The organism is Niallia sp. FSL W8-0635, from assembly GCF_038007965.1.
Taxonomy (GTDB): domain Bacteria; phylum Bacillota; class Bacilli; order Bacillales; family Cytobacillaceae; genus Niallia.
In genome coordinates, this window is sequence record NZ_JBBOYD010000001.1 from 4,592,669 (window position 1) to 4,617,902 (window position 25,234).

26 protein-coding genes and 1 riboswitch are annotated in these 25,234 nt (G+C 37.0%); of the genes, 6 read left to right on the plus strand and 20 right to left on the minus strand.

The annotated features are described in order from the left end of the window. Nucleotides 1-73: 73 nt before the first annotated feature. Entirely contained in the window at nucleotides 74-688 is a 615-nt protein-coding gene (locus tag NYE52_RS21835; protein ID WP_341195004.1) for a LysE/ArgO family amino acid transporter, read from the minus strand. Between the two features lie 126 nt (nucleotides 689-814). Between NYE52_RS21835 and NYE52_RS21840 the strand changes: the two genes are divergently transcribed. Next, a complete protein-coding gene (locus NYE52_RS21840; protein WP_341195005.1) occupies nucleotides 815-2,278 on the plus strand; it encodes an aminotransferase-like domain-containing protein in 1,464 nt (487 codons plus the stop codon). Between the two features lie 41 nt (nucleotides 2,279-2,319). On the opposite strand, the gene NYE52_RS21845 is transcribed toward NYE52_RS21840, so the two are convergent. The 7 genes from NYE52_RS21845 to NYE52_RS21875 form a co-directional block, all read right to left on the minus strand. Then, a complete protein-coding gene (locus tag NYE52_RS21845; protein ID WP_341195006.1) occupies nucleotides 2,320-3,300 on the minus strand; it encodes an LLM class flavin-dependent oxidoreductase in 981 nt (326 codons plus the stop codon). Nucleotides 3,301-3,336: 36 nt separating this feature from the next. Beyond that, a complete protein-coding gene (locus NYE52_RS21850) occupies nucleotides 3,337-4,332 on the minus strand; it encodes an LLM class flavin-dependent oxidoreductase (protein WP_341195007.1) in 996 nt (331 codons plus the stop codon). A 94-nt stretch (nucleotides 4,333-4,426) separates the two neighbouring features. Beyond that, on the minus strand, nucleotides 4,427-4,729 hold the full coding sequence (locus NYE52_RS21855) for a DUF3219 family protein (protein WP_341195008.1): 303 nt from the start codon (nucleotides 4,727-4,729) through the stop codon (nucleotides 4,427-4,429). A 57-nt stretch (nucleotides 4,730-4,786) separates the two neighbouring features. Next, the gene (locus NYE52_RS21860) at nucleotides 4,787-5,890 is read right to left on the minus strand and encodes a sensor histidine kinase (RefSeq protein WP_341195009.1); all 1,104 of its coding nucleotides are present in this window, start codon (nucleotides 5,888-5,890) and stop codon (nucleotides 4,787-4,789) included. Further along, complete coding sequence (locus NYE52_RS21865; RefSeq protein WP_341195010.1) at nucleotides 5,887-6,567, minus strand: response regulator transcription factor; 681 nt, start codon at nucleotides 6,565-6,567, stop codon at nucleotides 5,887-5,889. The genes NYE52_RS21860 and NYE52_RS21865 overlap by 4 nt, the downstream gene beginning before the upstream one ends. A gap of 92 nt (nucleotides 6,568-6,659) precedes the next feature. Next, on the minus strand, nucleotides 6,660-7,475 hold the full coding sequence (locus tag NYE52_RS21870; protein WP_341195011.1) for an ABC transporter permease: 816 nt from the start codon (nucleotides 7,473-7,475) through the stop codon (nucleotides 6,660-6,662). Then, nucleotides 7,472-8,476: an ATP-binding cassette domain-containing protein gene (locus NYE52_RS21875; RefSeq protein WP_341195272.1), complete on the minus strand. Its 1,005-nt coding sequence runs from the start codon at nucleotides 8,474-8,476 to the stop codon at nucleotides 7,472-7,474. The genes NYE52_RS21870 and NYE52_RS21875 overlap by 4 nt, the downstream gene beginning before the upstream one ends. A gap of 241 nt (nucleotides 8,477-8,717) precedes the next feature. Between NYE52_RS21875 and NYE52_RS21880 the strand changes: the two genes are divergently transcribed. Continuing rightward, nucleotides 8,718-9,278 (plus strand): sigma-70 family RNA polymerase sigma factor, encoded by a 561-nt coding sequence (locus tag NYE52_RS21880; RefSeq protein WP_341195012.1) that lies wholly within the window; start codon nucleotides 8,718-8,720, stop codon nucleotides 9,276-9,278. Continuing rightward, entirely contained in the window at nucleotides 9,259-10,674 is a 1,416-nt protein-coding gene (locus NYE52_RS21885; RefSeq protein WP_341195013.1) for a DUF4179 domain-containing protein, read from the plus strand. The genes NYE52_RS21880 and NYE52_RS21885 overlap by 20 nt, the downstream gene beginning before the upstream one ends. A 34-nt stretch (nucleotides 10,675-10,708) precedes the next feature. Here NYE52_RS21885 and NYE52_RS21890 read toward each other — a convergent pair whose 3' ends face one another. Beyond that, a complete protein-coding gene (locus NYE52_RS21890; RefSeq protein ID WP_341195014.1) occupies nucleotides 10,709-12,103 on the minus strand; it encodes an MFS transporter in 1,395 nt (464 codons plus the stop codon). Between the two features lie 97 nt (nucleotides 12,104-12,200). Next, entirely contained in the window at nucleotides 12,201-12,773 is a 573-nt protein-coding gene (locus NYE52_RS21895) for a cysteine hydrolase family protein (protein ID WP_341195015.1), read from the minus strand. 117 nt (nucleotides 12,774-12,890) lie between these two features. Between NYE52_RS21895 and NYE52_RS21900 the strand changes: the two genes are divergently transcribed. Beyond that, the gene (locus NYE52_RS21900) at nucleotides 12,891-13,493 is read left to right on the plus strand and encodes a TetR/AcrR family transcriptional regulator (protein ID WP_341195016.1); all 603 of its coding nucleotides are present in this window, start codon (nucleotides 12,891-12,893) and stop codon (nucleotides 13,491-13,493) included. A gap of 81 nt (nucleotides 13,494-13,574) precedes the next feature. On the opposite strand, the gene NYE52_RS21905 is transcribed toward NYE52_RS21900, so the two are convergent. Beyond that, nucleotides 13,575-13,916, minus strand: coding sequence for a zinc ribbon domain-containing protein YjdM (locus NYE52_RS21905; protein WP_341195017.1), 342 nt, complete (start codon nucleotides 13,914-13,916; stop codon nucleotides 13,575-13,577). A 190-nt stretch (nucleotides 13,917-14,106) separates the two neighbouring features. Here NYE52_RS21905 and NYE52_RS21910 point away from each other — a divergent pair, with 190 nt between their 5' ends. Further along, nucleotides 14,107-14,931, plus strand: a complete 825-nt coding sequence (locus NYE52_RS21910; protein WP_341195273.1) for a lipid II flippase Amj family protein — start codon at nucleotides 14,107-14,109, stop codon at nucleotides 14,929-14,931. Between the two features lie 275 nt (nucleotides 14,932-15,206). Here the strand turns inward: NYE52_RS21910 and NYE52_RS21915 are convergent, their stop codons facing one another. Together NYE52_RS21915 and NYE52_RS21920 are read right to left on the minus strand one after the other, a co-directional pair. After that, entirely contained in the window at nucleotides 15,207-15,410 is a 204-nt protein-coding gene (locus NYE52_RS21915) for a hypothetical protein (protein WP_341195018.1), read from the minus strand. Nucleotides 15,411-15,564: 154 nt separating this feature from the next. Continuing rightward, nucleotides 15,565-17,568, minus strand: coding sequence for a YhgE/Pip domain-containing protein (locus tag NYE52_RS21920; RefSeq protein ID WP_341195019.1), 2,004 nt, complete (start codon nucleotides 17,566-17,568; stop codon nucleotides 15,565-15,567). Nucleotides 17,569-17,690: 122 nt separating this feature from the next. On the opposite strand from NYE52_RS21920, the gene NYE52_RS21925 reads away from it, so the two are divergent. Next, nucleotides 17,691-18,602, plus strand: coding sequence for a LysR family transcriptional regulator (locus NYE52_RS21925; RefSeq protein WP_341195020.1), 912 nt, complete (start codon nucleotides 17,691-17,693; stop codon nucleotides 18,600-18,602). 84 nt (nucleotides 18,603-18,686) lie between these two features. Here NYE52_RS21925 and NYE52_RS21930 read toward each other — a convergent pair whose 3' ends face one another. The 7 genes from NYE52_RS21930 to NYE52_RS21960 form a co-directional block, all read right to left on the minus strand. Continuing rightward, nucleotides 18,687-20,135 (minus strand): DEAD/DEAH box helicase, encoded by a 1,449-nt coding sequence (locus NYE52_RS21930; protein WP_341195021.1) that lies wholly within the window; start codon nucleotides 20,133-20,135, stop codon nucleotides 18,687-18,689. A gap of 142 nt (nucleotides 20,136-20,277) precedes the next feature. Continuing rightward, nucleotides 20,278-20,469, minus strand: coding sequence for a hypothetical protein (locus NYE52_RS21935; RefSeq protein WP_341195022.1), 192 nt, complete (start codon nucleotides 20,467-20,469; stop codon nucleotides 20,278-20,280). Nucleotides 20,470-20,637: 168 nt separating this feature from the next. Beyond that, nucleotides 20,638-22,032 (minus strand): vWA domain-containing protein, encoded by a 1,395-nt coding sequence (locus NYE52_RS21940; RefSeq protein ID WP_341195023.1) that lies wholly within the window; start codon nucleotides 22,030-22,032, stop codon nucleotides 20,638-20,640. A gap of 222 nt (nucleotides 22,033-22,254) precedes the next feature. Further along, complete coding sequence (locus tag NYE52_RS21945; RefSeq protein WP_341195024.1) at nucleotides 22,255-23,001, minus strand: amino acid ABC transporter ATP-binding protein; 747 nt, start codon at nucleotides 22,999-23,001, stop codon at nucleotides 22,255-22,257. A gap of 19 nt (nucleotides 23,002-23,020) precedes the next feature. Next, the gene (locus NYE52_RS21950) at nucleotides 23,021-23,764 is read right to left on the minus strand and encodes an amino acid ABC transporter permease (protein WP_341195025.1); all 744 of its coding nucleotides are present in this window, start codon (nucleotides 23,762-23,764) and stop codon (nucleotides 23,021-23,023) included. Nucleotides 23,765-23,829: 65 nt separating this feature from the next. Next, nucleotides 23,830-24,666, minus strand: a complete 837-nt coding sequence (locus NYE52_RS21955) for a transporter substrate-binding domain-containing protein (protein ID WP_341195026.1) — start codon at nucleotides 24,664-24,666, stop codon at nucleotides 23,830-23,832. Nucleotides 24,667-24,774: 108 nt separating this feature from the next. Continuing rightward, a riboswitch (Lysine riboswitch) is annotated at nucleotides 24,775-24,955 on the minus strand. Between the two features lie 170 nt (nucleotides 24,956-25,125). Next, on the minus strand, nucleotides 25,126-25,233 hold the full coding sequence (locus tag NYE52_RS21960; RefSeq protein WP_341195027.1) for a methionine/alanine import family NSS transporter small subunit: 108 nt from the start codon (nucleotides 25,231-25,233) through the stop codon (nucleotides 25,126-25,128). Nucleotide 25,234: the final 1 nt, after the last annotated feature.

A 25,234-nucleotide genomic window follows, 5' to 3' on the forward strand; every position in this document is an offset into this window, starting at 1 on the left:
TATAGCGAAATATTCCTACAATGTCATTCTGAATGCCCATTAGGGGAAACAGAGGGACGGTTCTTATGAGGACTTATAAGTGAAATAGATTCATGCCCAAATATAGAGCCATCCCCCAAATAATTAGTGCTGATAGTTGGTTAATGCGTTTTAACAGCTTGCCGTGGTTGTCAATTTGTCCCAACTTTTGCCCCACAATAACAAGGAGACAAAACCATATCCATGAAACACTCATGCAAGCTATTGCAAAAATCATTTTTCCCTCCCCTGTATACGCAAGAGAACTTGTACCAATAACACCAATTGTATCAAGAATAGCATGTGGATTTAATAAAGAAACAGATGCAGCAAAGGTAATTTGGTGCTTTGGTGAAAAACGTACTTGCTCTTGCTTGATCCCTCCTTCAGAAGCACTCTTCCACATAACCCATCCCATATAGCCTAAGAAAAAGAAGCCAATAATAAAAAGAAGCACCTTCACCCATTCGAAGGTGAAAACGACGACAGACACACCAGCCACCGCCAAATAAATAAGTAAGCTATCACAAATACTTGCTGTCACAATAGCGGGCAGCGCATGAAGAAACTTTTTATGGGTTGCCCCTTGATTAAATAGAAATATATTTTGAACACCTAAAGGTATTATTAACCCAAATGCTAATACCATGCCATGTAATAATGGTTCCATCTTCATTCCTCCATTTCTTACCCTTAGCATAACGAAGAAGAAGATTTCTGTCTCCAACCAATTGGATGGTCACAAACCCAACCATTTTGATAAAATAGAAGAAAGTATACATAGAGGAGACATTTTATGGCTGAAATAGATTGGAGACCACAAAAGAATTCCATTGTTTCGTTACATCAACAAATCATTGCCTATATGAAAGCTAAAATCCAGCAGGGGGAATGGACAATCGGGATGAAGCTTCCATCACAACGAGATTTAGCGAGACAATTTCAAGTGAATCGAAGCACGATTATAACAGCCTTAGAGGAATTAGCTGCAGATGGATTAATTGAAGCAAAGGTTGGGAGCGGAACAAGGGTAATCAATAATACTTGGAGCCTTCTTGCAGCAACACCTCCTCCTGATTGGATTCATTATGTAAAATCAAGTATTCATCAGCCCAATATATCAATTATTCAAGAAATCAATAAAGCAGAGACAGATCCGCGTTTCATTCGACTCGGTACTGGTGAGCTTGCCCCATCCCTCCTTCCAAAGAAGCAGATGGAGCAAACCTTTCAATTCAGTGACTTACAAAGCTTGTCCCTTGGATACACAGAACCTAAAGGCAGCCTCGCTTTACGACAAGCCGTAAGCACTTATTTACAGTCAAAAGGGATACATGCTTCATCTGAATCTATTTTAATTGTTTCAGGAGGGCTACAAGCACTGCAATTACTTTCCCTTGGATTAGTAAAAAGAGGGTCTACCATCTTTCATGAAACTCCTTCGTACTTAAATTCTATCCATGCATTCCAATCGGCAGGGATGAATCTGTTTGGACTACCACTTGATGAAGAAGGAATTACCTATCATGCAATAAGCAGGCTTAAAAAGCAGCGTAAAGGAGGACTACTCTACACAATCCCAAACTTTCATAATCCAACAGGAATCCTAATGTCTGATAAAAGGCGGCAAGAGCTATTACAGATAAGCCAAATGGAATCCCTTCCTATTATAGAAGACGATGTCTATGGCGACTTATGGTTAGATAGCCCTCCACCAAGGCCTTTAAAGGCACTCGATACGCAAGGGAATATCCTTTACATTGGAAGCATGTCTAAATCATTAAGTCCAGGTCTGCGAATTGGATGGATTGTAGGACCTGAGCCGGTCATTGAGCATTTAGCTGATATAAAAATGCAAACAGATTATGGCTCTAGCACCTTATCTCAGTTTGTTGTAGAAAAATGGCTGAGTAGTGGTATGTATGTGGATTATTTAAAAGAGATAAAGGCTGAGCTTCGCTTAAAAAGAGACTTCACCTTAGCATTATTAACTACATATTTTTCTGATCTCGCTACATGGAATACACCACAAGGCGGCTTTTATATTTGGCTAAAACTAAAGCAAAACCACTCTTCACGCAAGCTATTTGATTTAGCGCTGAAAAAAGGAATTCTTCTCAACCCAGGAATCGTATACGATAAAACAGATGACCAGCATCTCCGAATATCCTATTCCTACGCTTCCATGGACGAATTAGAAAGAGGATTGATAACCTTAGCACAGGTTATCAAAAGGGAAGCAAAGGGACGGTTCTACTGAGGACTATTTTATGTCCTCAGTAGAACCGTCCCTCTGTTAACTTATAGAACGGCCTCTGCTAATAATGAATATGACTGCATTTTTTCCTCAAAATCATAAATATTAGTAATAATCATAAATTCCTTTGTTTGATAGGATTCGCTTAGTTGCAAAAGTGCTTCTTTTACCTTTTCTGGCGTCCCAATTATTGCTCGCTTTCGGTTTTTTCTTATGATTGCCTTGTCTTCTTCTGTTAGCTCCGCCCCTTTTGCCTCTTCTTTCGAAAGAATAAAAGTGTCCTGACCCTTTTCGACTGCTAATAACCATAAATCCTGACTTAATGCCATTTCCTCAGCTTCTGCTTGTGTAGGTGCACAAACAACAAACACACACACATTTGATTGGGGATTAGAAAGAAAGCTAGATGGCTGAAAGCTTTCTCGGTAATGCCTCATCGCAATACTTCCGCTAATTGGATTAATAAAATGTCCATATGTAAAAGCAGTGCCCTTTTCGGCAGCTAATCTGGCTCCTCGTTGCGAGACACCCAGCATCCATATTTCTGGTAGTGTTTCAATGTAAGGATAAGCTTGGACTTCTTGACTAGCATTCTTATCGGTTAAATATTCTTGAAGTGCTGTCACTTGGCGAGGGAACTCATTAAGGCTTTTTCTAATCCCGTCAGTGAGGGCTAACCGAGTAGGTGTAGAACCTCCTGGAGAACGCCCAATCCCTAAATCCATTCGGTTCGGATATAACGCCTCTAATACTTTAAAATCTTCCGCAATTTTAAAAGGGCTATATTGTGGAAGCAAAACCCCGCCAGAACCTACTCTTATTCTATTTGTTTGAGCAGCAATACTCGAAATAAGTATCTCTGGGGAAGTCCCTGCGATTCCATTTGAATTATGATGCTCAGCAACCCAAAAACGAGTATAGCCTAGCTCCTCTGTATGCTTTGCTAATTTAATCGTATTTTGCAGAGCTATTCCAGCATTCGAATTTTTACTAATTACTGATTGATCAAGTACACTTAATTTCATTTGAATATCCTCCTTTCCTTACAATTCAAAAAGCCATTACCATATTTCCTCGGCAATAAGTTCATATGATTTTTTTCGGCTCTCGTAACTAGGGGTAATGGTTACAATCATTATTTCATCCGCATTATACATGGATTGTAGCTCAACCAATTGTTGCTTAACTTCTTTCGGATTCCCAATAATCATTTTTTTGCGCATTTCTTGTATTCTTCCTTCCTCCTCACTCGTAATAGAATAATTTCTTACTTCTTCTATTGTAGGAATTCCGTTATTTTTTTCGCCTTTATCTGTTTGGATTTTCGATAGAAACCAGCATAAAGCTAGTTCTTCAGCCTGTTCTGTCGTTTGTGCGCAAATAGCTGATATCGTTACAATCACTTGCGGGTCTTGAATGCCCCCGTTATTTCTAAAAGTGCTTCTATATGTATTTACAATCTCAACTCCATCTTTATCGCTCATAAAATGTCCAAATGCATAGGCTGTTCCATTTTCCGCTGCTTGAACAGCGCTTTTTTCACTTGTTCCTAGAATCCATGGAACAGGCGCGACACTTGGAAAAGGGTGTGCTGTTATTTTAGAAAACATCTGATCAGATGGATAATTATTATATAAAAAGTGAAGAAGTTCTTTAATGGAGTTCGGCATATTCTGTACATTTTCTAAAAAATTACCCGAGAGCGCAATCGAAGCTTCCGCTGATCCACCTGGTGCTCGACCAATTCCTAAATCAATCCGATTCGGAAATAAAGTTGCCAGCATATTAAATGTTTCCGCAACTTTATAAGGTTTATAATGTGGTAATAGTATAGCTCCTGCCCCGATTCTTATCTTGGACGTATTGGCTCCTATATACCCAAGCATCACTTCTGGAGCAGAACTAGCGAGACCAGGAAAGTCATGATGTTCCGCAATCCAATATCTTGTGTAGCCTAGTTTTTCTCCACATTGAGCAAGCTTCATCGATTCTTTCAATGCATCTTGAGGGGTTTTCCCAGATAAAACAGGTGCTTGATCTAAAATACTTAATTTCATATTAATAACCGCCTTTATATAAATGAATATATATGTAGAAAACAGATCACTAAATCCGATAACGGTGATCTGTTTTGGCAAAGCGCTTCCGCATTTATTCCACTTCCACTAATTCCAAAAAGAAATCACTAATACTGTTTTCATCTGAGAAATTCGTGTATGAAGTAGAATACTGATTGATTTTTCCTCTAAAATTCAATTGCTCATCTGGAATTCTAACATCAAATACATTTTCATATAAAAACTTCGTAACTACGTGATATTCTTCCCCACCTCTTACTTTAAATTCAAAGCTTACCACCATTAGTTGCTTATCCGACTGCTTACTTTTAACCTTTTCCTCTTTATAATTCGAAACCGTTAATGCAAAATCATTTAAAAACACTTTATTAGCCATCTTACTCGCTCCTTCTTAAGAAAACGGAAGCAGAGGGACGGTTCTTGTGAGGTCGGTTTAATTGACCTCATTAGAACCGTCCCTCTGCTTCCCTATTTTCACCATTATTTCTGTTCCTTTTCCTATCTCACTTTGGACTTGGATTTCGCCTTCATGTAAATCGATAATTTTTTTGACAATGGAAAGGCCGAGACCGTTTCCTCCCATATTTCGATTTCTTGATTTATCTGCTTTATAGAAGCGCTCAAATATATGCATAAGTGAATCTTGGTCCATTCCGATTCCTGTATCTCTTATTTTAACAGCAATACGCTGATTCTCCGATTTAAATGCCTCGACGGTTATGGTACCTCCTACTGGCGTGAATTTAATACTATTATGAAGTAAATTAATCCATACTTGATCCAACATATCCTCATCTGCAGTAATTGTTACATCTGGAAGAACAATATCCATGTTAATTTCTTTTTCCGTCCATTGCGGCTCATTGGCAAGAATAATCCGACGGAGTTGATAATCTAAACGGTATTCTTTTAGATCTAAAGGCAAATGTTCCGATTCTAAAGAGGTAAGCTTTAAGAGATTTTCACTTAATTTAGATAATCGGATGCTTTCCATTTCAATAATGCTTAAATAGTGTTTGCGCTCCACTGAAGTCAAATCATCATTTTTCAGGGCATGGGCAAAACCGCTAATAGAAGTCAAAGGTGACTGGATTTCATGGGATACATTAGAGATAAATTCCTGACGCAGTTCTTCCATTTCCCCTAATTTTTCTGCCATATGACTAATATTTGTTACTATTTGATAATAAGGATGATCATTGTCACCTTCACGAAACTGTCTTTTATAGTAAGAAAGATCAATATTAAAATTTCCTTCTGCTATCATCTTTATTGCTTGAATGATTGGATACAAGTGTGCTTCTTGTTTTGATCTTACCCACGGGATTTTTGTGATAATCGATATTATGCATCCAAAGAGGAAGAATCCGACAATAAAATTAATTAACTGGCTGATAAATGCACTTGGTGTAAATGGGATTGCATTATAAAGCCATGCTGTTAGCCAATAAGCCAGTGACCAGCATAAAAGTAAAAAAAGAATGATCGCAAGGAAACCTGCAGTTCGTTTTATAAATTTTACTATCTTCCGATTCACTGTATTACCTCCAAACGATAGCCAAGGCCACGAACCGTTGTTATTTTAAAAGGACATTCCTCTTCGGAGAACCGCTGGCGCAATCGCTTTATATGAACATCAACTGTCCGTTCATCCCCCTCATAATCAAAGCCCCAAATGTCTTCAATTAATTGTTCCCTCGAGAATGTTTTCTTTTGATGGGTTGCAAGTTTAAATAATAGTTCAAATTCCTTTAAAGGCAACGTAACTTCCTTGTCTCCGATAGAAACCTTATAAGAATCATGATCAATGGTGACATTTCCAATCTCAATCCGATTCGAGAGATTGATTTGATAGCGCTTAAGAAGCGCCTTTACTCTGGCAACTAACTCAGCTGGTGCAAATGGCTTTACTAAATAATCGTCTGCTCCAAGTTCAAACCCTTTTACTTTTTGCGTTGTTTCCCCTTTTGCCGTCAACATTAAGATTGGCAACGTATCCGTATAGTATGTTCTTACTTCCCTGCAGAATGTCCATCCATCCATATTTGGCATCATAATATCAAGAATTATTAAATCGATTTTACCCTGCTCGAGTAAAGACAATCCCTTTTCTCCATCTTCTGCCACTACAATAGACAAGCCTTCCTTTGTTAAAATAACATGAATTAACTCTCTAATATGTGGGTCATCATCAACAATTAGTATTTTTGCCATAGTATCATTCATTCCTTTTGAAAAAATAAGGAGAACCGCCAAATTAATTGACCGTTCTTCTTCCTGTATTATTCTTTTATTTTATCGAAAACTCATGCACGACGCATATACGCACGTACCGTAATCGGAGCAAAGATTGCTACTATTACTGCTGCTCCAATAAGAGAGAGGCTGAAATCCCAACCAATTGTCCCCGCATTTGTTAAATCCCTTACTGCTGTAACCAAGTGAGAGATTGGATTAATTTTTACAAACCATTGTAGAAAATTAGGCATTGTGTCAGCTGGAACAAAGGCATTGGAAAGAAACGTTAACGGAAATAATACAATCATAGAAATTCCTTGTACACTCGAAGCAGTTCGCGAAATAACACCTAAGAAAGCAAAAATCCAGCTAATCGCCCAAGAACAAACAATGACAAGAAGCCCTGCCAAAATAACAAAACCTATACCAGCTTCTGGTCGATATCCCATAATATATCCCATTGTAAATGTAAGAGTTGTCGCAATCGTATAACGAATCGTATCTGCAAGCAATGCTCCCGCTAAAGGAGAAATCCGGGCAATCGGCAGGGACTTAAACCGATCGAATACCCCTTTATCCATATCTTCTCGCAGCTGAACTCCTGTCACAACAGATGTTGTAATAACAGTTTGAACGAGAATCCCTGGAATAATAACCGGTAAGTAATTTTGCACATTGCCAGAAATAGCCCCACCAAAAATATACGTAAACATGAGCGTAAAAAGAATCGGCTGTAACGTAACATCAAATAATTGCTCAGGTGTACGCTTTATCTTAAGCAAACCTCTATAAGCCATTGTTAATGAATTTCTAACCGCCTGACGAAAACTTGAGTTATCCCGAAGTTTTCGTCCATGAGCTGGTTTCATTGTAGTACTACTCATACTAACTCCTCCAATTTACTAGATTTATTCACTGTATTTTCTTTTGAACCAGTGATAGTAAGAAAAACCTCATCTAATGTTGGTTTTTGCACACTTAGCTCAGCTAATGAAATACCAGCCTCTTTTAGGGTGATAAGTAAATCTGTTACTTTATCAGCATCTGCCATAGGTGCTGTTATTTTTCCACCTTCTGCTGATACAGCTGATTGGACATTAAGCACACGCTCCACGATTAAACGAGCATCCTGCATATATCGCTCGTTTTGAATACTTAAATGTAAGGATGAAGTACCGATAGATTCCTTTAGATCATTTACAGTTCCTTCTGCGACCACTTTCCCATGGTCAATGACTGCAACTCGATCAGCAAGTTCATCTGCCTCTTGCAGGTATTGTGTTGTCAGTAGTACTGTTGATCCTCCATTTACTAATTTCCGGATTGTATCCCACATTTGATTGCGAGTGCGTGGATCTAGTCCAGTAGTTGGTTCGTCTAAAAAGATAAGCGGTGGTTGAGCAATAAGACTCGCAGCTAAATCAAGTCGTCTACGCATTCCTCCTGAGAAATTTTTCAATGGACGTTTCGCTGCTTCTGTTAAGCCAAACTCTTCTAGTAATTCCATCGCTTTACTCTTTGATTCTGCACGCCCTAGCCCTAAAAGACGAGAAAAAATAATTAAGTTCTCCGTTGCGCTTAGGGACTCATCAACAGAAGCATACTGACCTGTTACACCAATTAATTGACGCACAAGCTGTGGCTCTTTTACTATATCGTAGCCAAAAATCTTCGCAGAACCTTCATCTGCCTTCAGCAACGTTGCGAGCATTCTAATCGTAGTTGTTTTCCCCGCACCATTAGGACCAAGCACCCCATAAATAGAACCAGCGCGAACGTTTAAATCCACCCCATCAACGGCACGATTATCACCAAACACCTTCACCAACCCACGAGCCTCCACAGCCCATTCACTACTATCTATAATCTTTTTATTCATTGTCATTTGATTCAAAGTAAATCCTCCCTCAATTCATCCTATGAAAGAGATAATAAAACAAAAATATGAACGGAATATGAACTAAGGGAAGCAGGGGGACGGTTCTACCGCTTCCCTAAACGGTCTTCAGTAGAACCGTCCCTCCGAAGCCCCTCACAGAACTAGAGTATAATAGACAAACACTTTAAACTTTTTCCGTAAATCTAGAATTACTTGAAACTTTTCTATCTAGTAACTGCTCTAACCAATGAAAGGAGGGAATCTTTTGGACAATAATATTAATCTTGTTAAGAAAGCGATACGTGGAAATGATAAGGCATTCGAGAAGCTAGTAAAACTAGAAAGTGAGAAATTATATAAAACAGCTTTTCTCTATGTTCGGAATAAAGAGGACGCTTTAGATGTACTCCAAGAGGCAATTTATAAAGCATATGTATCAATAGATCAGGTAAAACAACCCGAGTTCTTTACTAGTTGGCTAACAAAAATTTTAATCCGCACTGCCTATGATTTTCTCAGAGGGAAAAAAAGAATGATTTTAGATGAAAGCCTTCTAAACAATTATAAAGTCGATAGCCAAACGAATATTGAAGGAAAAATAGACCTAGTAAAGGCAATCTCTGAACTTAATAGAGATTATCAAACGGTCATTATTCTATTCTACTATCATGACTTATCCATACGTTACATTGGAGAAACACTTGGAATTCCAGAGAATACAGTAAAAACACATCTTCGCCGTGCCAAAATAGAATTAAAAAGAATATTGGAAGGAGTGAAGAATAAATATGATCAAAAAGCCTATTAAACAAGAAATTAGTGAGATAGAATTCCCTAAGCATGAAGTCTTTCATGCCATTAATAAAGGATTAAAAAGAGGTCGCAGAGAAAAAAGAATGGCAACAAAGTCTAGTAGTATTAAAAAATGGGGGATTATTTCCTCAATAGCAGCTTCTGCTTTTCTTACATCTGGTCTGCTGTTTGCCCCAGTAACCAGTGTTTTAGCAGCTGTACCGATTGTAGGTCCAATCTATGAAAAATTCAGTATGCAAATTGGAGTAGAATTATTAGAAAACAATTTAATCACTCAGTTAAATAAAGAAGCAAAAAGTAATGGAATAAATATGATCATTACAAGTGCTTATTATGATGGGAATGTAATTGGAATAACTTTTAAAGCAACTGGTGACAAAATTTCTTTAGATAAAATAGGGGATAAAGGACCTGAGACAGGTTATAGCTTCCACCTTTTTAATGGAAAGGAGCAACAACAATGGTCCGCTAGTATGACTGCCTTAGAAAAAATGGAAGATGGTTATGTCGCCGCTGTAGAATTTTATAATCCTGATGCTAATTTACCTGAAGATTATACGCTTCCGCTAACATTCACCTCGATTACAGGAGTAAAAGGAAGTTGGAGATTTGATATTCCTGTAAAACAAATTCCTTCAGAAACAATTACCACTACAGGAGAAAGTATTTTCAAGGAGGACAAGGACTATTCTATTCATATAGATTCCGTTACCAAAGGCAAAGCCACAACCTTATTAAACTATAAAACAACTTTTCCATTAACAGGGCAAAATGATGAGATCATTCTAACTGTATTTGATAATAAAGGAACTAGATTAACAAAGAGCCATGCCGATATTCTGTCTGTTAAGCAACTTGATAACGTCATAGTAAAAGATACGAGAGAATTATTCACCAGTAAAATAAAGGAAAGTGCTACAGCTTTAATCATTCAACCTGAAATTAGGCAATATGAAGAAGACACAGTAAGCTCCCTAGAAAAGACTTCCCCCTTTGTTATAGAAAGCAAAAGATTCGATTATCAATTAAAGGTAAATGATATCAAACAAAGTGGAAAGCTACTTATCATTGACTATACTATCCTAAATGTGAATTCGAAAGAGTTTAGGAAGGATATTATTCAAAACTTCGCTGACTTCATCAAGCTTATAAAGAATGATCAAATCTTTAAAGATGAGAATGGAGAGCTAGACTTAAACAAAATGCTAGAACATCAAATTCTTAGTAATGAAGCAAAATTAATTGATCGTACTAATCTGCATTTCCAATCTATATTTACCATTAACACAGATGAATTTGACAAGAATGAATACTCCTTAATGGTTCCCTTTGGCACTTTAAGTAGTAATAAGCCTATAAAAATGGAACCATTGGAAATAGAATTAAAATAACGGAGCAGAGGTTGGGTTCTGATGCGGACTATGTTTAGGAAGCACTAGAACCACCCCCTCCTTTTTCCTCTTGTAATCCTTTAAATCCTACTAAAGTTATAATCATCAAAATAATTCCAATACCTGCTCCAAAAATCGCAATTTGGTGCATGCCTGTTGTGATAGACTCTGATTTTAAGAACAAACCATTTCCTGCAGATGCTATCATAGCGCCCATATACATAAACGTTCTTAATAAGCCAGAAGAAGCTCCTATTTGACTTTTATTTGCTTGAAAATAGACAGCATTTTGATTAGCTAAACTAAGCAAACCTTGTGGTATCCCCAAAAAGGAAACAATCGCCAATAAAGAAGCAAGACTACTATCCTTATTGATAAATAGAACTAATAGAATAGCAAGAAGTTGAATAAATCCTCCAACAATTAGCTTCAAACGAATAGAAGGACTTTTCCCTGTTAATTTTGAAACGATGATCGACATCAAAAACATCGGCATTAGCACTAATCCTGTTTGTGAAGGCGATAATCCTCTCCCTTTTTCCAACCACTGAGGGAACCCATAAAGCATACAATATGTCACAGTTGCTGTAAGTAAGCTCCTAGCATAAGTAAACAGCAAGGGACTATTCCCTTTAAACATTCGAACATCGATAAAAGGAGCTTTACTTCTCAGCTCGGTGATAATAAAAATTATTCCCGTTATAATGGAAATAATTATTAGATAAATACTATTTAGATTCGGGCTCATTAAGAAAAGCAAAGTAGAAATTAAAGTAATTCCAAAAAAGATTATTCCTGTAATATCAATAGAAATATGTCTTTTCTCTGACCCGACAGAAGTTAAGGAAGCCTTTGGAAAACGAGTATAGCCTAAAATTATACAAGCAAAGGACAAAGGAATATTCATCATGAATATACTTTGCCAACCACCTAATCCAATCAATAACCCACCCAATGTAGGACCAATAACGGCAATCGTTTGATTGGCAATAGCCAGTAATGTAAGGATTTTAGCCGGACTATCCTCCCCAGTTCGTTCTGCTTCACTGCGAATTAAATACATAGATGCTGGGTAACCCGCACAGGTCCCAAGGCCAAGCAAAACCCTTGCAACAACTAACCACCAAAAATTAGGTGGGAATATTGCGATAAAACTCGAGATACCTACTAACGATGTGGCGATTAAAAAAAGTAATCTAGGACCATATAAGTCAATCAATTTCCCTACAACAGGCTGCCCAATTGCCGTTGCTAAATACAAGGCAGAAATTAGCCATGCTGTTTGTGAAGGTGACACGCTGAATGCTTTTCCAATTGGAATTAAAGCAACAGAAATAATAGAAGAGTTAATAGGATTCAAAATAGAGCCTAAGATCATCGGAGCAATCAACTTATTGTTAAAGTAGCTTTTATTTTGACTAATTGCCAATGTTATGCCTTCCTTCTATAGTTACCATGTCTAAAATGGTAGACTGTCTCAACAAAATAAGGACTATTTCTTGGTAAAAGAAACAGTCTCTCTATCTTTAAATCAATGTATCAACCCAGTCTTCTACAGTTATCACATCAGCTTGACTAGGAAATACTTTATCCATCAAAATGTGATGCACCTCTTTATTCGTATCAAAACAAGCATCTGCTAGTACCTTTAATTGAAAATCTTTGTCTGCCGCTTCCCTTAAAGTAGATAGAACGACTCCGCTTGTTGAAATTCCACTTAGTACTAGTGTCTCAATTTGCTGGGAACGCAAAATAATCTCCAAATTACTTCCGGCAAATGCACTTATTCGATATTTTGTAACAACAGCCTCATTTACCTCTGGTTGTACAGATTCATGAATTTGTGTGGCTTCATCAAGGATAGTCATCCCTCCATACTTTAATATTCCGGAAAATTTTTTGTTTTTGGGACTAACTTCAGGGTACCCCTCACTGAATCCCACTCTAATAAAAATGACAGGAACAGCATGCTGCCGGGCTGCTTTTATAGCTTTCTGATAAATTATTAATGCCTCTTTTTTTCTTTCCCCTAAGCTTGAGACAATGCCGTTTTGAACATCCATAACTAACAATGCTGCTTTACTATTGTGATTTTGCATATATTGTAATCTCCTTTACATTAGGATAAAATTAAGCGGAGAACTCTCTCATTTATAATAAACGGAGAACTCTCCGATTGTCAATAAAATGCATCTTTTTTATGGGAGCGATAACTAATGACTGAAGAAAAATTAACTAATACACGATTGGAAAGACGAGATGCAGCAGAGAATCGTCAACGAATATTAGAAGCTGCACTAAAGTTATTCGACCAATATGATGTAGAGTTAGTTAGTATGAATCAAATTGCAAAAGAAGCAGATATTGGAGCTGGAACACTCTATCGTCGTTACCGAAACAAGGGTGAATTATGTCTCGATTTAATCAAAGATAATGTAGTAATTTTCTTTGATAATATGGAGAACTACTTGCTGGATAACCAAACAGCTACTCCAGCTGAGCGATTAAAAGGCATTATTGATTTATTCATCCAATTTAGAGAAAGCAAAGCACAATTGCTTAAAGGGGTAGAGGATTCTGAAGCATCCCCACCCTCAAAATCCGGAACGCACAGTCCCTTACACGATCAATTGCATCAACAATTTGTGAAACTATTTAATGAAATGAACAGCACTTCAAACAAACCAAGTACCAATATTTTCAAAGCAGATATTTTATTAGCTGCTCTAAAAAGTGACTCCTATTTATTTCAACGAGAAGTTCGTGGATATTCACCAGAAGATATTGCAGAAGCACTTTATGAAATGTTCGTTCTATAAGCTGCAAAAAGACGGTTCTACTGACAACAATTTAATTGTCCCCAGTAGAACCGTCCCTTTGGCTGCCTTGCTATTAATAACCTATATCTTCTTCACAAATTCCGATTTTAATTTCATTGCACCAAAACCAACAATTTTACAATCAATGTCGTGGTCCCCGTCCACCAATCGGATATTCTTTACTTTAGTTCCTTGTTTTAAAACCGATGAGCTACCTTTTACCTTGAGATCCTTGATAACTGTTACCGTATCCCCATCATTCAAAACATTTCCGTTTGCATCTTTAATAACCCTATTATCTCCGTCCACTTCCGTATCAGCATTTAATGTCCACTCATATCCACATTCCGGACAAACCAAAAATGTCCCATCATCATATGTATATTCCGAATGGCATTTCGGACAATTAGGCAATTTACTCATTATTGTATTTCCTCCACTGTTTGAATTTGTATTAAAGATACCATTATAACAAAAACAAAGGAAGCAGGGGACGGTTCTACCGCTTCCCTTAAAATAGTCCTCATAAGAACCGTCCCTCTGCTTCCTCCTCCTTCCCTTAGCCAAGATATGGTACAATATGACAAAATACTACAAAGAGAGAAGTGTTCTATTGGAGTTTATTACTGGTAAGGTCTTATTTATTGCGTTATTTCTTCTTATTATTCATTGTATTGAAACGCTTGCCTATGCGGTTAGGTTATCGGGGGCAAGAGTCAAATTGATTGCGTCTGCATTATCGTTATTTAATATGATGGTCATTGTTTCTAGAATGGCTAACATGATGCAACAGCCATTTACAGGTAGCTTAGTTGATACAGCACCAAAAGAAAACACACTTTTATTCGTAGAACAACAATATAGGGTATTAATTGGAGCTTCTACTCTTGGTACAATAGTCGGGATTCTTTTATTGCCAACATTTACTGCTATATTTTCTAGAGCCATTATTCATCTAGCTAAAGAACATGGTTCTGTTCCTATACTCCTAAAAAAAGGGTTCTCATTCGAATACATAAAAAGAGGAATAAAATATATTCACATCCCTAGGCTTTCTTATATAAAAGGGATAAGATTCAAGGATATTCCTCTCCGATTATTCTTCTTCAATATGATTGTAACCGCCATTTATACAATCGGAGTATTATCAGCTCTTTATGCATCTTTATTAGCACCCGATAGATCGGGGGCAACCATCATGGCATCTGGTTTAATAAATGGGTTAGCAACTATTTTATTAGCTCTATTTATTGATCCTAAGATATCTGTACTTGCAGATAATGTTATAAATGGGAAAGGTAGTTACAGTAATCTCAAAGGAATTTCTGTACTAATGATATCCTCGAGACTTATCGGAACCTTACTTGCTCAATTACTATTTATACCAGGAGCAAAATATATTGCTTGGATAACAAAGTTTTTGGTTCTTTTTAATTAATTGATTTTGTGATTAATCTATTGATATCCATGGGAAATTTAGAAGTTAAAAAAGCATGCATAAACTTAGATTTTTGCATGCCTTCATTCCCTTTATTATCTTTTAAAATCTTAATTAATAGGAGGGAGGTTTAGAACCATGCTCCTGGAGGAATAGGCACTTCCCTAAACTTTAATTTTGTATTTAGATATCACTACTTCTTCAGTAATGTCAACAACCCACGACTGACGTCACGAGGATTCTCGGCTAAAGCCTAAAACCGCCCCTAGCATTCCTTATCCCTCATTTAACTGATTAAAAATCTCTTCTCGTTCCTCTTGATTTGCTTTAGCTGTTAGTGTAGAAAAACCATATGTTATCTCTTCTTTCCCATCTGTTAATCCTTCTATTACTTTATCAGCAAAGAAATCTACAGAAATACCAGCTGTGTTTGAACCTGGTATACATAAGAAAATACAGGATTTAATGAAAAAAGGCATGTAAATTCCTGCACCCAAAAAATCAGATTTCACTCTAACTTTTTGGGTGCAATACATTGTTTACAGCCTTTTTTATCAAATAAATTCTAATCGCTTAAATCTCAAATAGGAGTAGATAATTATTCAGAGGTGAAAATATATTTTTCCAAAATATTCAAGAAAGAGAGCTTTGAACATACGATTCCCGATGCTGAATATGACTTGCCACCCAGGCAATGATTCCAGCTACTGCAAGATAAATCACCAAAATAAATAATTGGTTTTGTAATTCATGCCAATTCCCTAAAGAAATTACCTCCTGAAGACTTTTAAGAGAATGAGCCATAGGCATCCATTGTCCTATCTTACTTAATATAGGATTTCCCAGTTCCATTGGGAAAGTACCACTGCAAGAGGCCAATTGGAATACAAGGAAGGTAACCGCTAAAAACTTTCCTACTAATCCAAATACTGTAACAAGCATCAATATAAAGGTCATGAAGGTAAATGACACGATGATACTAGAGAGTACAAATAATGGAATACTTGCTACTTCCAGTTTAAACACACTTAATACAATAACATCTACAATAATTGCTTGAACAAACCCAATCGTATATACCAATCCAAGTTTATTGACTAAATGATGGGTTCCATTTACAATAAGCTCTTTTCGTCTGCCAAGAGGGAGGATATTTGATGCCATTATTCCTCCTACGAAAAAGGCAAGTGATAAGAAATAAGGAGCAATACCAGATCCATAGTTCGGCACATTTGAAACATTTTTCTGTTCTAGTATGACAGGTTCAGAAAACATATCCGTCAGTGAATTACTGTTTTTGACACTAGCTGTTTCTATAGCAGCAGCATCCAAACTAGATGAAAGGGTATATGTTCCATCCGATAATTGACTAAGCCCGTCCATTATTTTTTCTGTACCGTCTTTAAGAGGTACTGTCCCATGCGTTGTTTTAATTATTCCATTATTTAATGAAGCATAGCCTTCGCTCCATTCATCCAATCCGTCATTTAATTTTACTGTCCCCGATGCTAAATCATTAGCACCGGCTGCTGCTTCGTCAAGCTTGTCAGAAAATTTGTCTAGCCCAGAATTTATATTTTCCTGCCCTGCTGTTACCTGCTGTGCACCCTGTGCAAGCTGTGTTTGTCCAGTCTGAAGCTGTCCGGTTGCCTCTGCTAATCCATTTGCAATCGTCAGCAACTTGAGAAATTCTGGATCCTCTCCTGCTTCTGGATGCGACTTACTGTAGGCACTCATTTGGTCCTGAAGAAGTTTGGCAGCTTCATTTGCCTTTGTTTGTCCTTGAAGCAGGGTTTCATTGCTCGAAGACCATTGTTTTACACCAGCAGTAACTTGTTCCTCACCTGCTATAAGTGCATCCAATCCTACAGTTAACTTATCCATCCCTTCAGATAAAGAAAGAGAACCCTTTTCCAAATCCGCACCACCAGAAGATAGTGCTTCTTCTCCCTTTAGAAGTTTATTACTGCCAACTGTCAATTGATTCATCCCTTGCTCAAGTTGGTTATATCCATCATCCAGCTTAACCATAGCATTTTTAGCATCATTCATTCCCTGATGAAGTTCATCAGCTCCATCTCCAGCTTTCTTTAATCCCTCTGCCAGTTCACTGAACTTAGAAAAAACACCTTCTCCATATGTCTTTGTAATACTTTTGGAGATTTTTTCATTTATTCTTTCTACTGCAGTCGAACTAATCTGAGATGCGACAAAATTCCCACCTGGATTTGTTTGTGAAATCAGCTTTGCAGGAATCGGGTGATCATCCATTAGGGTACTTATGTTTTTTGAAAAATCTTTTGGAATGGTTAATACCATATAATAATCCCCGTCTTTTAATCCCGTTTCAGCCTTTTCCTCGGAAATAAAATGAAATTCTAGTTCCTTATTTCCTTTTAATTCCTTAATCAAATCATCTCCTGCTTCTATACGGTCACCATCCATCATGGCTCCTTTATCTTGATTAACAACCGCTACAGGCAGATTATCTAAGTTACCATAAGGATTCCAATATCCAGCTAAAAAGAAACTAGCATAGATTAAAGGTACCATTATAAGAAAAATTAAAGCTATACGCCCATGAGAATGTTTCCACATCGCCATTAAGTCTTGCTTTATCAACTGTATCCCTTTCAAGCAACCACTTCCTTTATTAGTTTTACACTTTATTTATAGTAATTACTTTTTCGCATATTGTATAATATATAATTAGATATAAATACATAGACTTTAGTCTATATAAGGAAGGGCTTATTAACATGGAACTTTTACAGCTTCATTATTTTCGGACAGTAGCAAGGCTAGAGCATATGACAAAAGCAGCTCAACAGCTTCAGATTGCCCAACCCTCACTCAGCAAAACCATTTCGAGACTAGAAGAAGATTTAGGCACTCCTTTATTTAATCGGAAACATAGACAAATCCAACTAAATGAGTTTGGCAAAGTATTTTTAAAACGGGTAGACCGAATTTTTTTGGAGCTAAACGAAGGGAAAAGGGAGGTTTTGGAGCTATCCAAGCAGCAAGAAAATCAAATTACACTTACTGTTACGATTCCTCGGGTTCTACCTGACCTCTTAAAAGCATTCTTATCCAAAAATCCCAATGTTAAATTTCAGCAATTCTTCCTTCAACCTACTTCTTCCATGAAAAAGCAGCTAATCGAAGGAAAAATAGACTATTGCATTTCATCAGCTACTATTGATGATCCGGATATCATTTGGGAACCTCTTTTAACAGAAGAAATTTACCTGATTGTTCCCCCTGGCCATCCTTTTTCAGACCGGGACACAATCCAATTGGCAGAAGCAGAAAATGAGCCATTCATTCATATGCATACCGGCTATGGATTTAGGAATTTAACAGATAAATTTTGCCATGAAGCAGGCTTTGAACCACATATAGCCTTTGAGGGGGATGATTCTACGGTTATAGGAGATTTAGTGAAACAAGGATTAGGCATTGCTTTTGTTCCAGAGATTACATTGCTTCATCAGTCAAACCAGTTTCCCCCTAGCCTCTCCATTTCAGAACCGAAATGCCGAAGAACGATTGGAATTGCCTGGTCAAAAAACAGATATTTGTCAGAGACTGCACAGCAATTCAGGGAGTTTGTAAAGGATTACTTTACCTTGTTATCTACTAGGCTTAAAAAAAATGACCAGCTATAAAGAATAAGCAAAAAAGAGTTAGGAAAATTTCATCCTAACTCTTTTTATCAATCCTTGTACGCTATTATTGCATCTATCCGCTTATCAGTTCTTATTTGCCTCATATACCTTCAACTGCTTACCTTTTATGGTTGTTTTTTTCATTTTATTCAGTACCAAAGGCCCTTTATTATTTAAAATTTCAACATATGAATGAGTATCCATTATTGTAATGATCCCTATATCTTCTGCTGTCACTCCGTCTATTTTAGCAATTGTTCCAACAAAATCTACAGCTCGAAGCTTCTTTTTCTTACCGCCATTAAAGTATAGCTTCATAATATGCTTGTTTAATTTTTCATTTTTTGCCTTTTTAATCGTTGGCTCTACGTTCTTCTTTTCCTCAAATTCCGCTTTATTTGCAGAAACCTCTTCTTTGGAAGGAGCTGTTATAGCTGGAATTTCAAAACCGATATATTCTTCAATCTCTTTTAAAAACTTGTCTTCAAATGGGGTAACAAATGTGATAGCTTTCCCTTTTTTACCAGCCCGACCTGTTCTCCCGGTACGATGCACATAGCTTTCCTTTTCTAAAGGAAGATCATAATTAATAACATGGGTGATACTATCAATATCAATACCTCTTGCCGCTACGTCTGTTGCGATTAAATAGCGGAACTCTCCCCTTTTGAAATCATTCATTACTTCAAGTCTGTCTTCCTGGACCATACCACCGTGAATTTGATCACAGCTGTACCCTAAATCTAATAACTGATCACATAATGTATCTACTCTATCCTTTGTTCGGCAAAAAATGATACAGCTATCAGGATTTTCCACAATCGTTATATCTTGAAGAATAGAGAATTTGTCCTTTTCCTCTACTTTCAGAAGCGAATGATCAATTTTATCCGTTGTGAGTCCCGTTGCTTTTATTTCAATATCAATAGCTGTCTTCATATAGCGAAGAGATAGGTCTTTAACCGCCTCAGGTAAGGTAGCGGAAAATAGCATCGTCACTCTATTCTTTGGTAATGCCTTTATGATAGCCTCGACTTGTTCAATAAAGCCCATGTTTAACATTTCGTCTGCTTCATCTATTACAAGGTAGTTAATTTGATCTAAATTCAACGTACCTCTTTCTATATGATCTAACACACGTCCTGGTGTCCCTACCACCACATGTGTTTTTTGCTTTAATTCTGTTTTTTGAATGGCAAAAGGCTGTTTTCCATAAATAGCTGCTGCTTTAATCCGCTTAAATCTCCCAATATTGATAAAATCCTCTTTCACTTGAACAGCAAGCTCTCTTGTTGGGGTCAAAATTAACGCTTGAGGCTTATTTTCTTCCCACTCCATTAATTCACAAATGGGAATCCCATAAGAAGCTGTCTTTCCACTCCCTGTTTGAGATTTCACTACAAGGTCTATTTTTTCTAACACAAGAGGGATTACTTTCCTCTGAACTTCAGTTGGAACTTGATACTCTAAACTATCTAAAGCCTTTACTATTTGATTACTTAAATTAAAATCATGAAAACCTTTTTCACTCATCACAAAGCCTCTTTTATTTTAAATTATTCTTCTTATTATTTCCGTAACATTTATTCCCTTATACAAACTTCTATTATACGCTATCTTTTCTTTGCGCGCTGACTGCTGCTTCCTTTTAGAACACTTATTGTAAAAAAAAGACCTACCCTTTAGGCAAGTCTAATGCTTGATATGCTGATTGATACTTTCCGCCTGCTGCCACTTCCGAATGATACAAAGCCCTTATAGCTGAACTTTTCTCAAGGTCATGTTCATCCATCAAATCTTTTAAGCGTATTTGTAAGTCTTGGTTATCTTTGATTAACTTTTTCATTTGTGATTTCATGTATTTCAATTGATATCTAATCCTTCCTAGAGCACAGCTTGCACTTTCACTCTATTATGACATAGAATCCTCAAATGTAAAAATCACCTTTCACTTATACTTAATTCACCAATCTACCCTAAATTGCTATTGTCTGGTGAAAATCAGCTAGGCGTTCCCACCTAAATGGCTTTTTCTTTACTCTTTTTGCCATTGCTGCCGCCATTCCTCGACCTGTGCATTAATTTCTTCTGCTACTTGCTCTCTTTCCGACACCTTTGCTTCCTTTATTTCTTCAAAGTGTTTATTACGTAAATCATGTTGCTCTTCCGCTATATCCAGGACTTGCTTCTCCACATCATCGGTAATCAACTTTTCATTATCTAGATAGTAGACAGCATTTTTGATTCTATTTAATTCTGCATCAGAGACAGTATATAAAGGATTATAAATCTGATTCATTCGCTCCATTGCATCAGTCATTTGCTGTAATGTTACCCCTTGTGTCCAAACAATCTGACCTATGGTAGGCTGCCACTTTTTCGTAATTTGAACCTCGAGGTCAGCAGGATCATCTACTGTGACATACTCTCCTCCACCAGAATCGGCTACTTGTTTTAGCTGTTGCTGTCCTTCATTATCTACATCAAATCCAATAATATTCACCTTCGCTTTAACATTTTGACTTTGGAGCTGCTTAGCTGCAGCGACAGGGTCTCCATCACAGGTTTCCACTCCATCACTCACCATATAAACCAGATTTGAATAGTCATCTGAAGGATAATCCTGTAGAATTTCTTCCGCCTTTTTTATTGCCCCAGCTAAAGGAGTCCAGCCACTTGCTTGGAAGGAATTTAATGAATTTGTAAAGTTTTCAGCTTTAAAGGCTGATAGCGGATAGACAGATTCCACGGATGAACAGGATTTTTCCTTATCCGAATCAGCCGATGAACCAACATGACCATAAGCGATTAGCGAAACATTAGCATCACTAGGAATTTGTTCCATAAACCTGCTTATTGCTGCTTTCGCAAGCTCCATTTTTGTTTTCCCTTCCTTTACTCCATTCATACTTCCACTTGCATCCATTAACACCAACACATTCATTTTCTTTTGTTTTGTAGTTACCTCATCCTCGCCATTTGGCAATTCTGGCATCACAAACCCATGCTCATATGTATTTAATTGCTCATAGTACTTTTTGTAATTTCCTGACCCAAGCAAATAAACAAGATAATCATAAATCTCATCACTGCTTAAGTTTGTATGCTCTGTAAAATATGCCTGGAGCTCCTTCTCTACAATGGGATTGAACGTTTGCTCTAGAAAGTCCCGGTATTGTTGACTGTCCCATCCTCCTAATGTTTCCAACTGCTGGTCCATATGTGCCTCAATCAACACACCAGCTTTTTGTTCAATTATTTCTTCCACTGTCCTCGCAGCAGCTGGAATCTTTTCCTCCACCTCTTCCTCTGTTGTCGCGTTTTTAACAGGCTTTGGATTGTCCTTATTCGTTTCATCCTTTGCACAAGCTACAATTACGAATAAGGACAGAGTGCATATTAGTATTGCAGACCTTTTAAAAACTTTCATTTCTTCCCCTCCTTCTAGAAAAGTACCATTATTTTGTATACGCTTGGAGGGATGATTGGTTTCTAAGGCTTTGGACATAATTTGTCTTTTGGCATTTAGGTGCATATTCCCATCTCACTAATTCTTGTTAGATAGAAAAAGATGATCTCTACACAGGATGAGATCATCTTTTATGAGAAAATATTTTTTGTTTTATACTAACCAAATATTTGACTACCCTTTTTAGGATGGTTGTGTTACTAACGTACGCTTTAAAAATTCCCTCGTACGAATTTGTGTCGGGTTATGGAAAATTTGGTCTGGAGTTCCTTCTTCCGCAATAACTCCTTTGTCCATAAAGATAACCCGATCAGATACTTCCTTCGCAAATTCCATTTCATGTGTTACGATAATCATCGTTTGACCGGAATTCGCTAGGTCTTTCATGACTTTTAGTACTTCTCCCACCATTTCTGGATCAAGAGCGGAAGTAGGCTCATCAAACAACATGACATCTGGACTCATCGATAGGGCTCTCGCAATTGCAACACGCTGCTTTTGACCACCAGATAGCTGCTTTGGCTTTGCATTAATATACTTATCCATCCCAACAACTTTTAAGTAATGCATGGCCATCTTTTCTGCCTCTTCTTTGGATCGTTTTAACACCTTTACCTGTCCCACTACACAATTTTTAAGGACATTGTGATTATTAAACAAGTTAAATTGTTGAAATACCATCCCTAGATGCTTTCGATAATCTGCAACATTAAGATTGTTATCCAATATATTTTCAGCATGGTAAAATATTTGTCCACCGCTTGCCTTTTCTAATAAATTTATACAACGAAGAAGCGTAGATTTACCAGATCCAGAGGAACCAATGATGGAAACAACTTCTCCTTTATTTACTGAGAAATTAATGTCTCTAAGTACTTCATGCGTTCCATAGGATTTGTTCAGATGCTGAATATTAATGATCTGTTCCATATTTCTTCACCTTCTTCCATTATTTTTTATCTAATTCTAGCTGTGTATCATTTCCGATGATCGTATAATTATCTGATCCATCTAATTTTTTCTCCATATACAGCAATATTCTCGTTACAATAAAAGTCATCACGAAATAAATCATACAAGCTACAAAAAACGATTCAAAATATCTAAAGTTATTTCCTGAAATTGATTTTGTTACAAAATATAATTCCGTAACGGAAATTACATTTAATACAGATGTATCTTTAATATTAATGACGAATTGATTTCCCGTTGCTGGCAAGATATTTCGAATAACCTGTGGTAACACAACATTCCACATCGTTTGTATATGATTCATTCCAATTGCATGAGCCGCTTCAAACTGTCCCTTATCAACGGAAACAATCCCACCGCGAACAATTTCTGCCATATATGCTCCTGTATTAATGGATACTACAATAATGGCCGCAGTGAGAACATCCATATTTATACCAAATGCTAGTGCGGAACCATAAAAGATAACCATCGCTTGGACAATCATCGGTGTTCCACGGAAAAATTCAATATAGATAGACAGAATTATATTGATTACTTTTAAAATGACTTTTTTTACTGCTCGTTCCGGTGTCGGGATGGTGCGAATAACACCGGCAACCAATCCAATTGCTGCTCCAATAATGGTTCCGATTAGCGCAATTAAAAGCGTTACGCCAGCACCACGAAGAAACATAGGCCAGTTCTCTGAAATTATTTTAATGATCCACTCAAGACTCATCTTTTCTCCTCACTTACTTGATAAAACCGGCTGTATATAGACATACAGCCGGTTTTTATCCTTTTTTATTCTGCTGCAGGTTGATTATTAATAGCATTATCCATCATGCTAGTACGTTCTTCTTCTGGAATATCTGCTAAGACTTTATTAATCTTCTCTGTTAAGTCACTGCCCTTTTGAAGACCAACAGCGGTAGTTGTCTCCTCTTCTGAAGTTTTAAATCCATCATTAAATTCAATCATTACAAACTTATCATTTGCAGTTGAAGCACTAACCCCTTCAGGACGTTCAGACACATATCCATCAATAACTCCTGATTCTAGTGCTACTCTCATTGCAGGGAAGTTATCCATTGCCGTCTTTTTTTCTACACCATTAATTTGATCAATAACAGAATAATGGAATGTATTCAACTGAGCTGTAATTTTTGCCCCTTTAAAATCCTGGATAGATGTAGCATTTTCAAACTTACTACCTCTTTTTACTACCATTACTAAATTTGATGTATAGTAATTATCTGAAAAATCTATTGTTTCTTTTCTTTTTTCCGTTGGTGACATCCCAGCGATGATAGCATCAATTTTTCCTGAAACTAATCCTGGTACTAAACCATCCCACTCCGTTTTTACTATGACTAATTCTTTTCCTAAACCTTCTGCTACTTTTTTAGCAATCTCTACATCATAGCCCCCAGCATATTCTGAAGAGCCTTTAATTTTCACAGCACCATTGGAATCATCATTTTGCGTCCAGTTAAACGGGGCATATCCTGCCTCCATCCCTACTTCAAATGTATTATCCTCTTTCGAACCAGAAGCTGAATCGCTGCTTGACCCACATCCAGCTAATAAAAGCATTGCTGATACTAGTAAAACTATAAATAATGTGAACTTGTTTCTCATGATGTCTTTCCTCCTGTTTTTCTATTATTCTACTAAAACAAAAAAACGACCTGAGATAAACTCAGGTCGTAGTATATGCGATAGCCCTAAAGTCCTCTCTTTTATCCCAAATGAGATAGCACAACTCAATAAACTAGGCGTTTATTGAGACAGTCCTGCAGCTCTTAACTACAGACCCAGCATGTAATACCGAGAATATTACAAACTTCGGCGACATTTCCTTCTCCTTAGTATCAAAGCTTCTCAAACTCCACTAAAGACTGTTAAATATCGCGCCTCTACCTCACTGTAAAAAAAGTGAGGTCTTATTCAATTAGTTTTAATAGTACCGTATTTTGTCGATATTCGTCAACTTGTTTTTTGATATATATATTTCTTATGAATTTTTAGTGAACCTTTCCTCTTTTTTCAATGTAAAAAGGGATTGACCACTTATTTATGTTCAATCCCTTTTGATTATTATTTAGCTTTTTTAGAAACTCTTACTACATTAAAGATACTGGCTGCTAAGCCGCCCCATAGGATGACCATTCCAACTATCATCATGGTTATCGCGCTACCTGACATT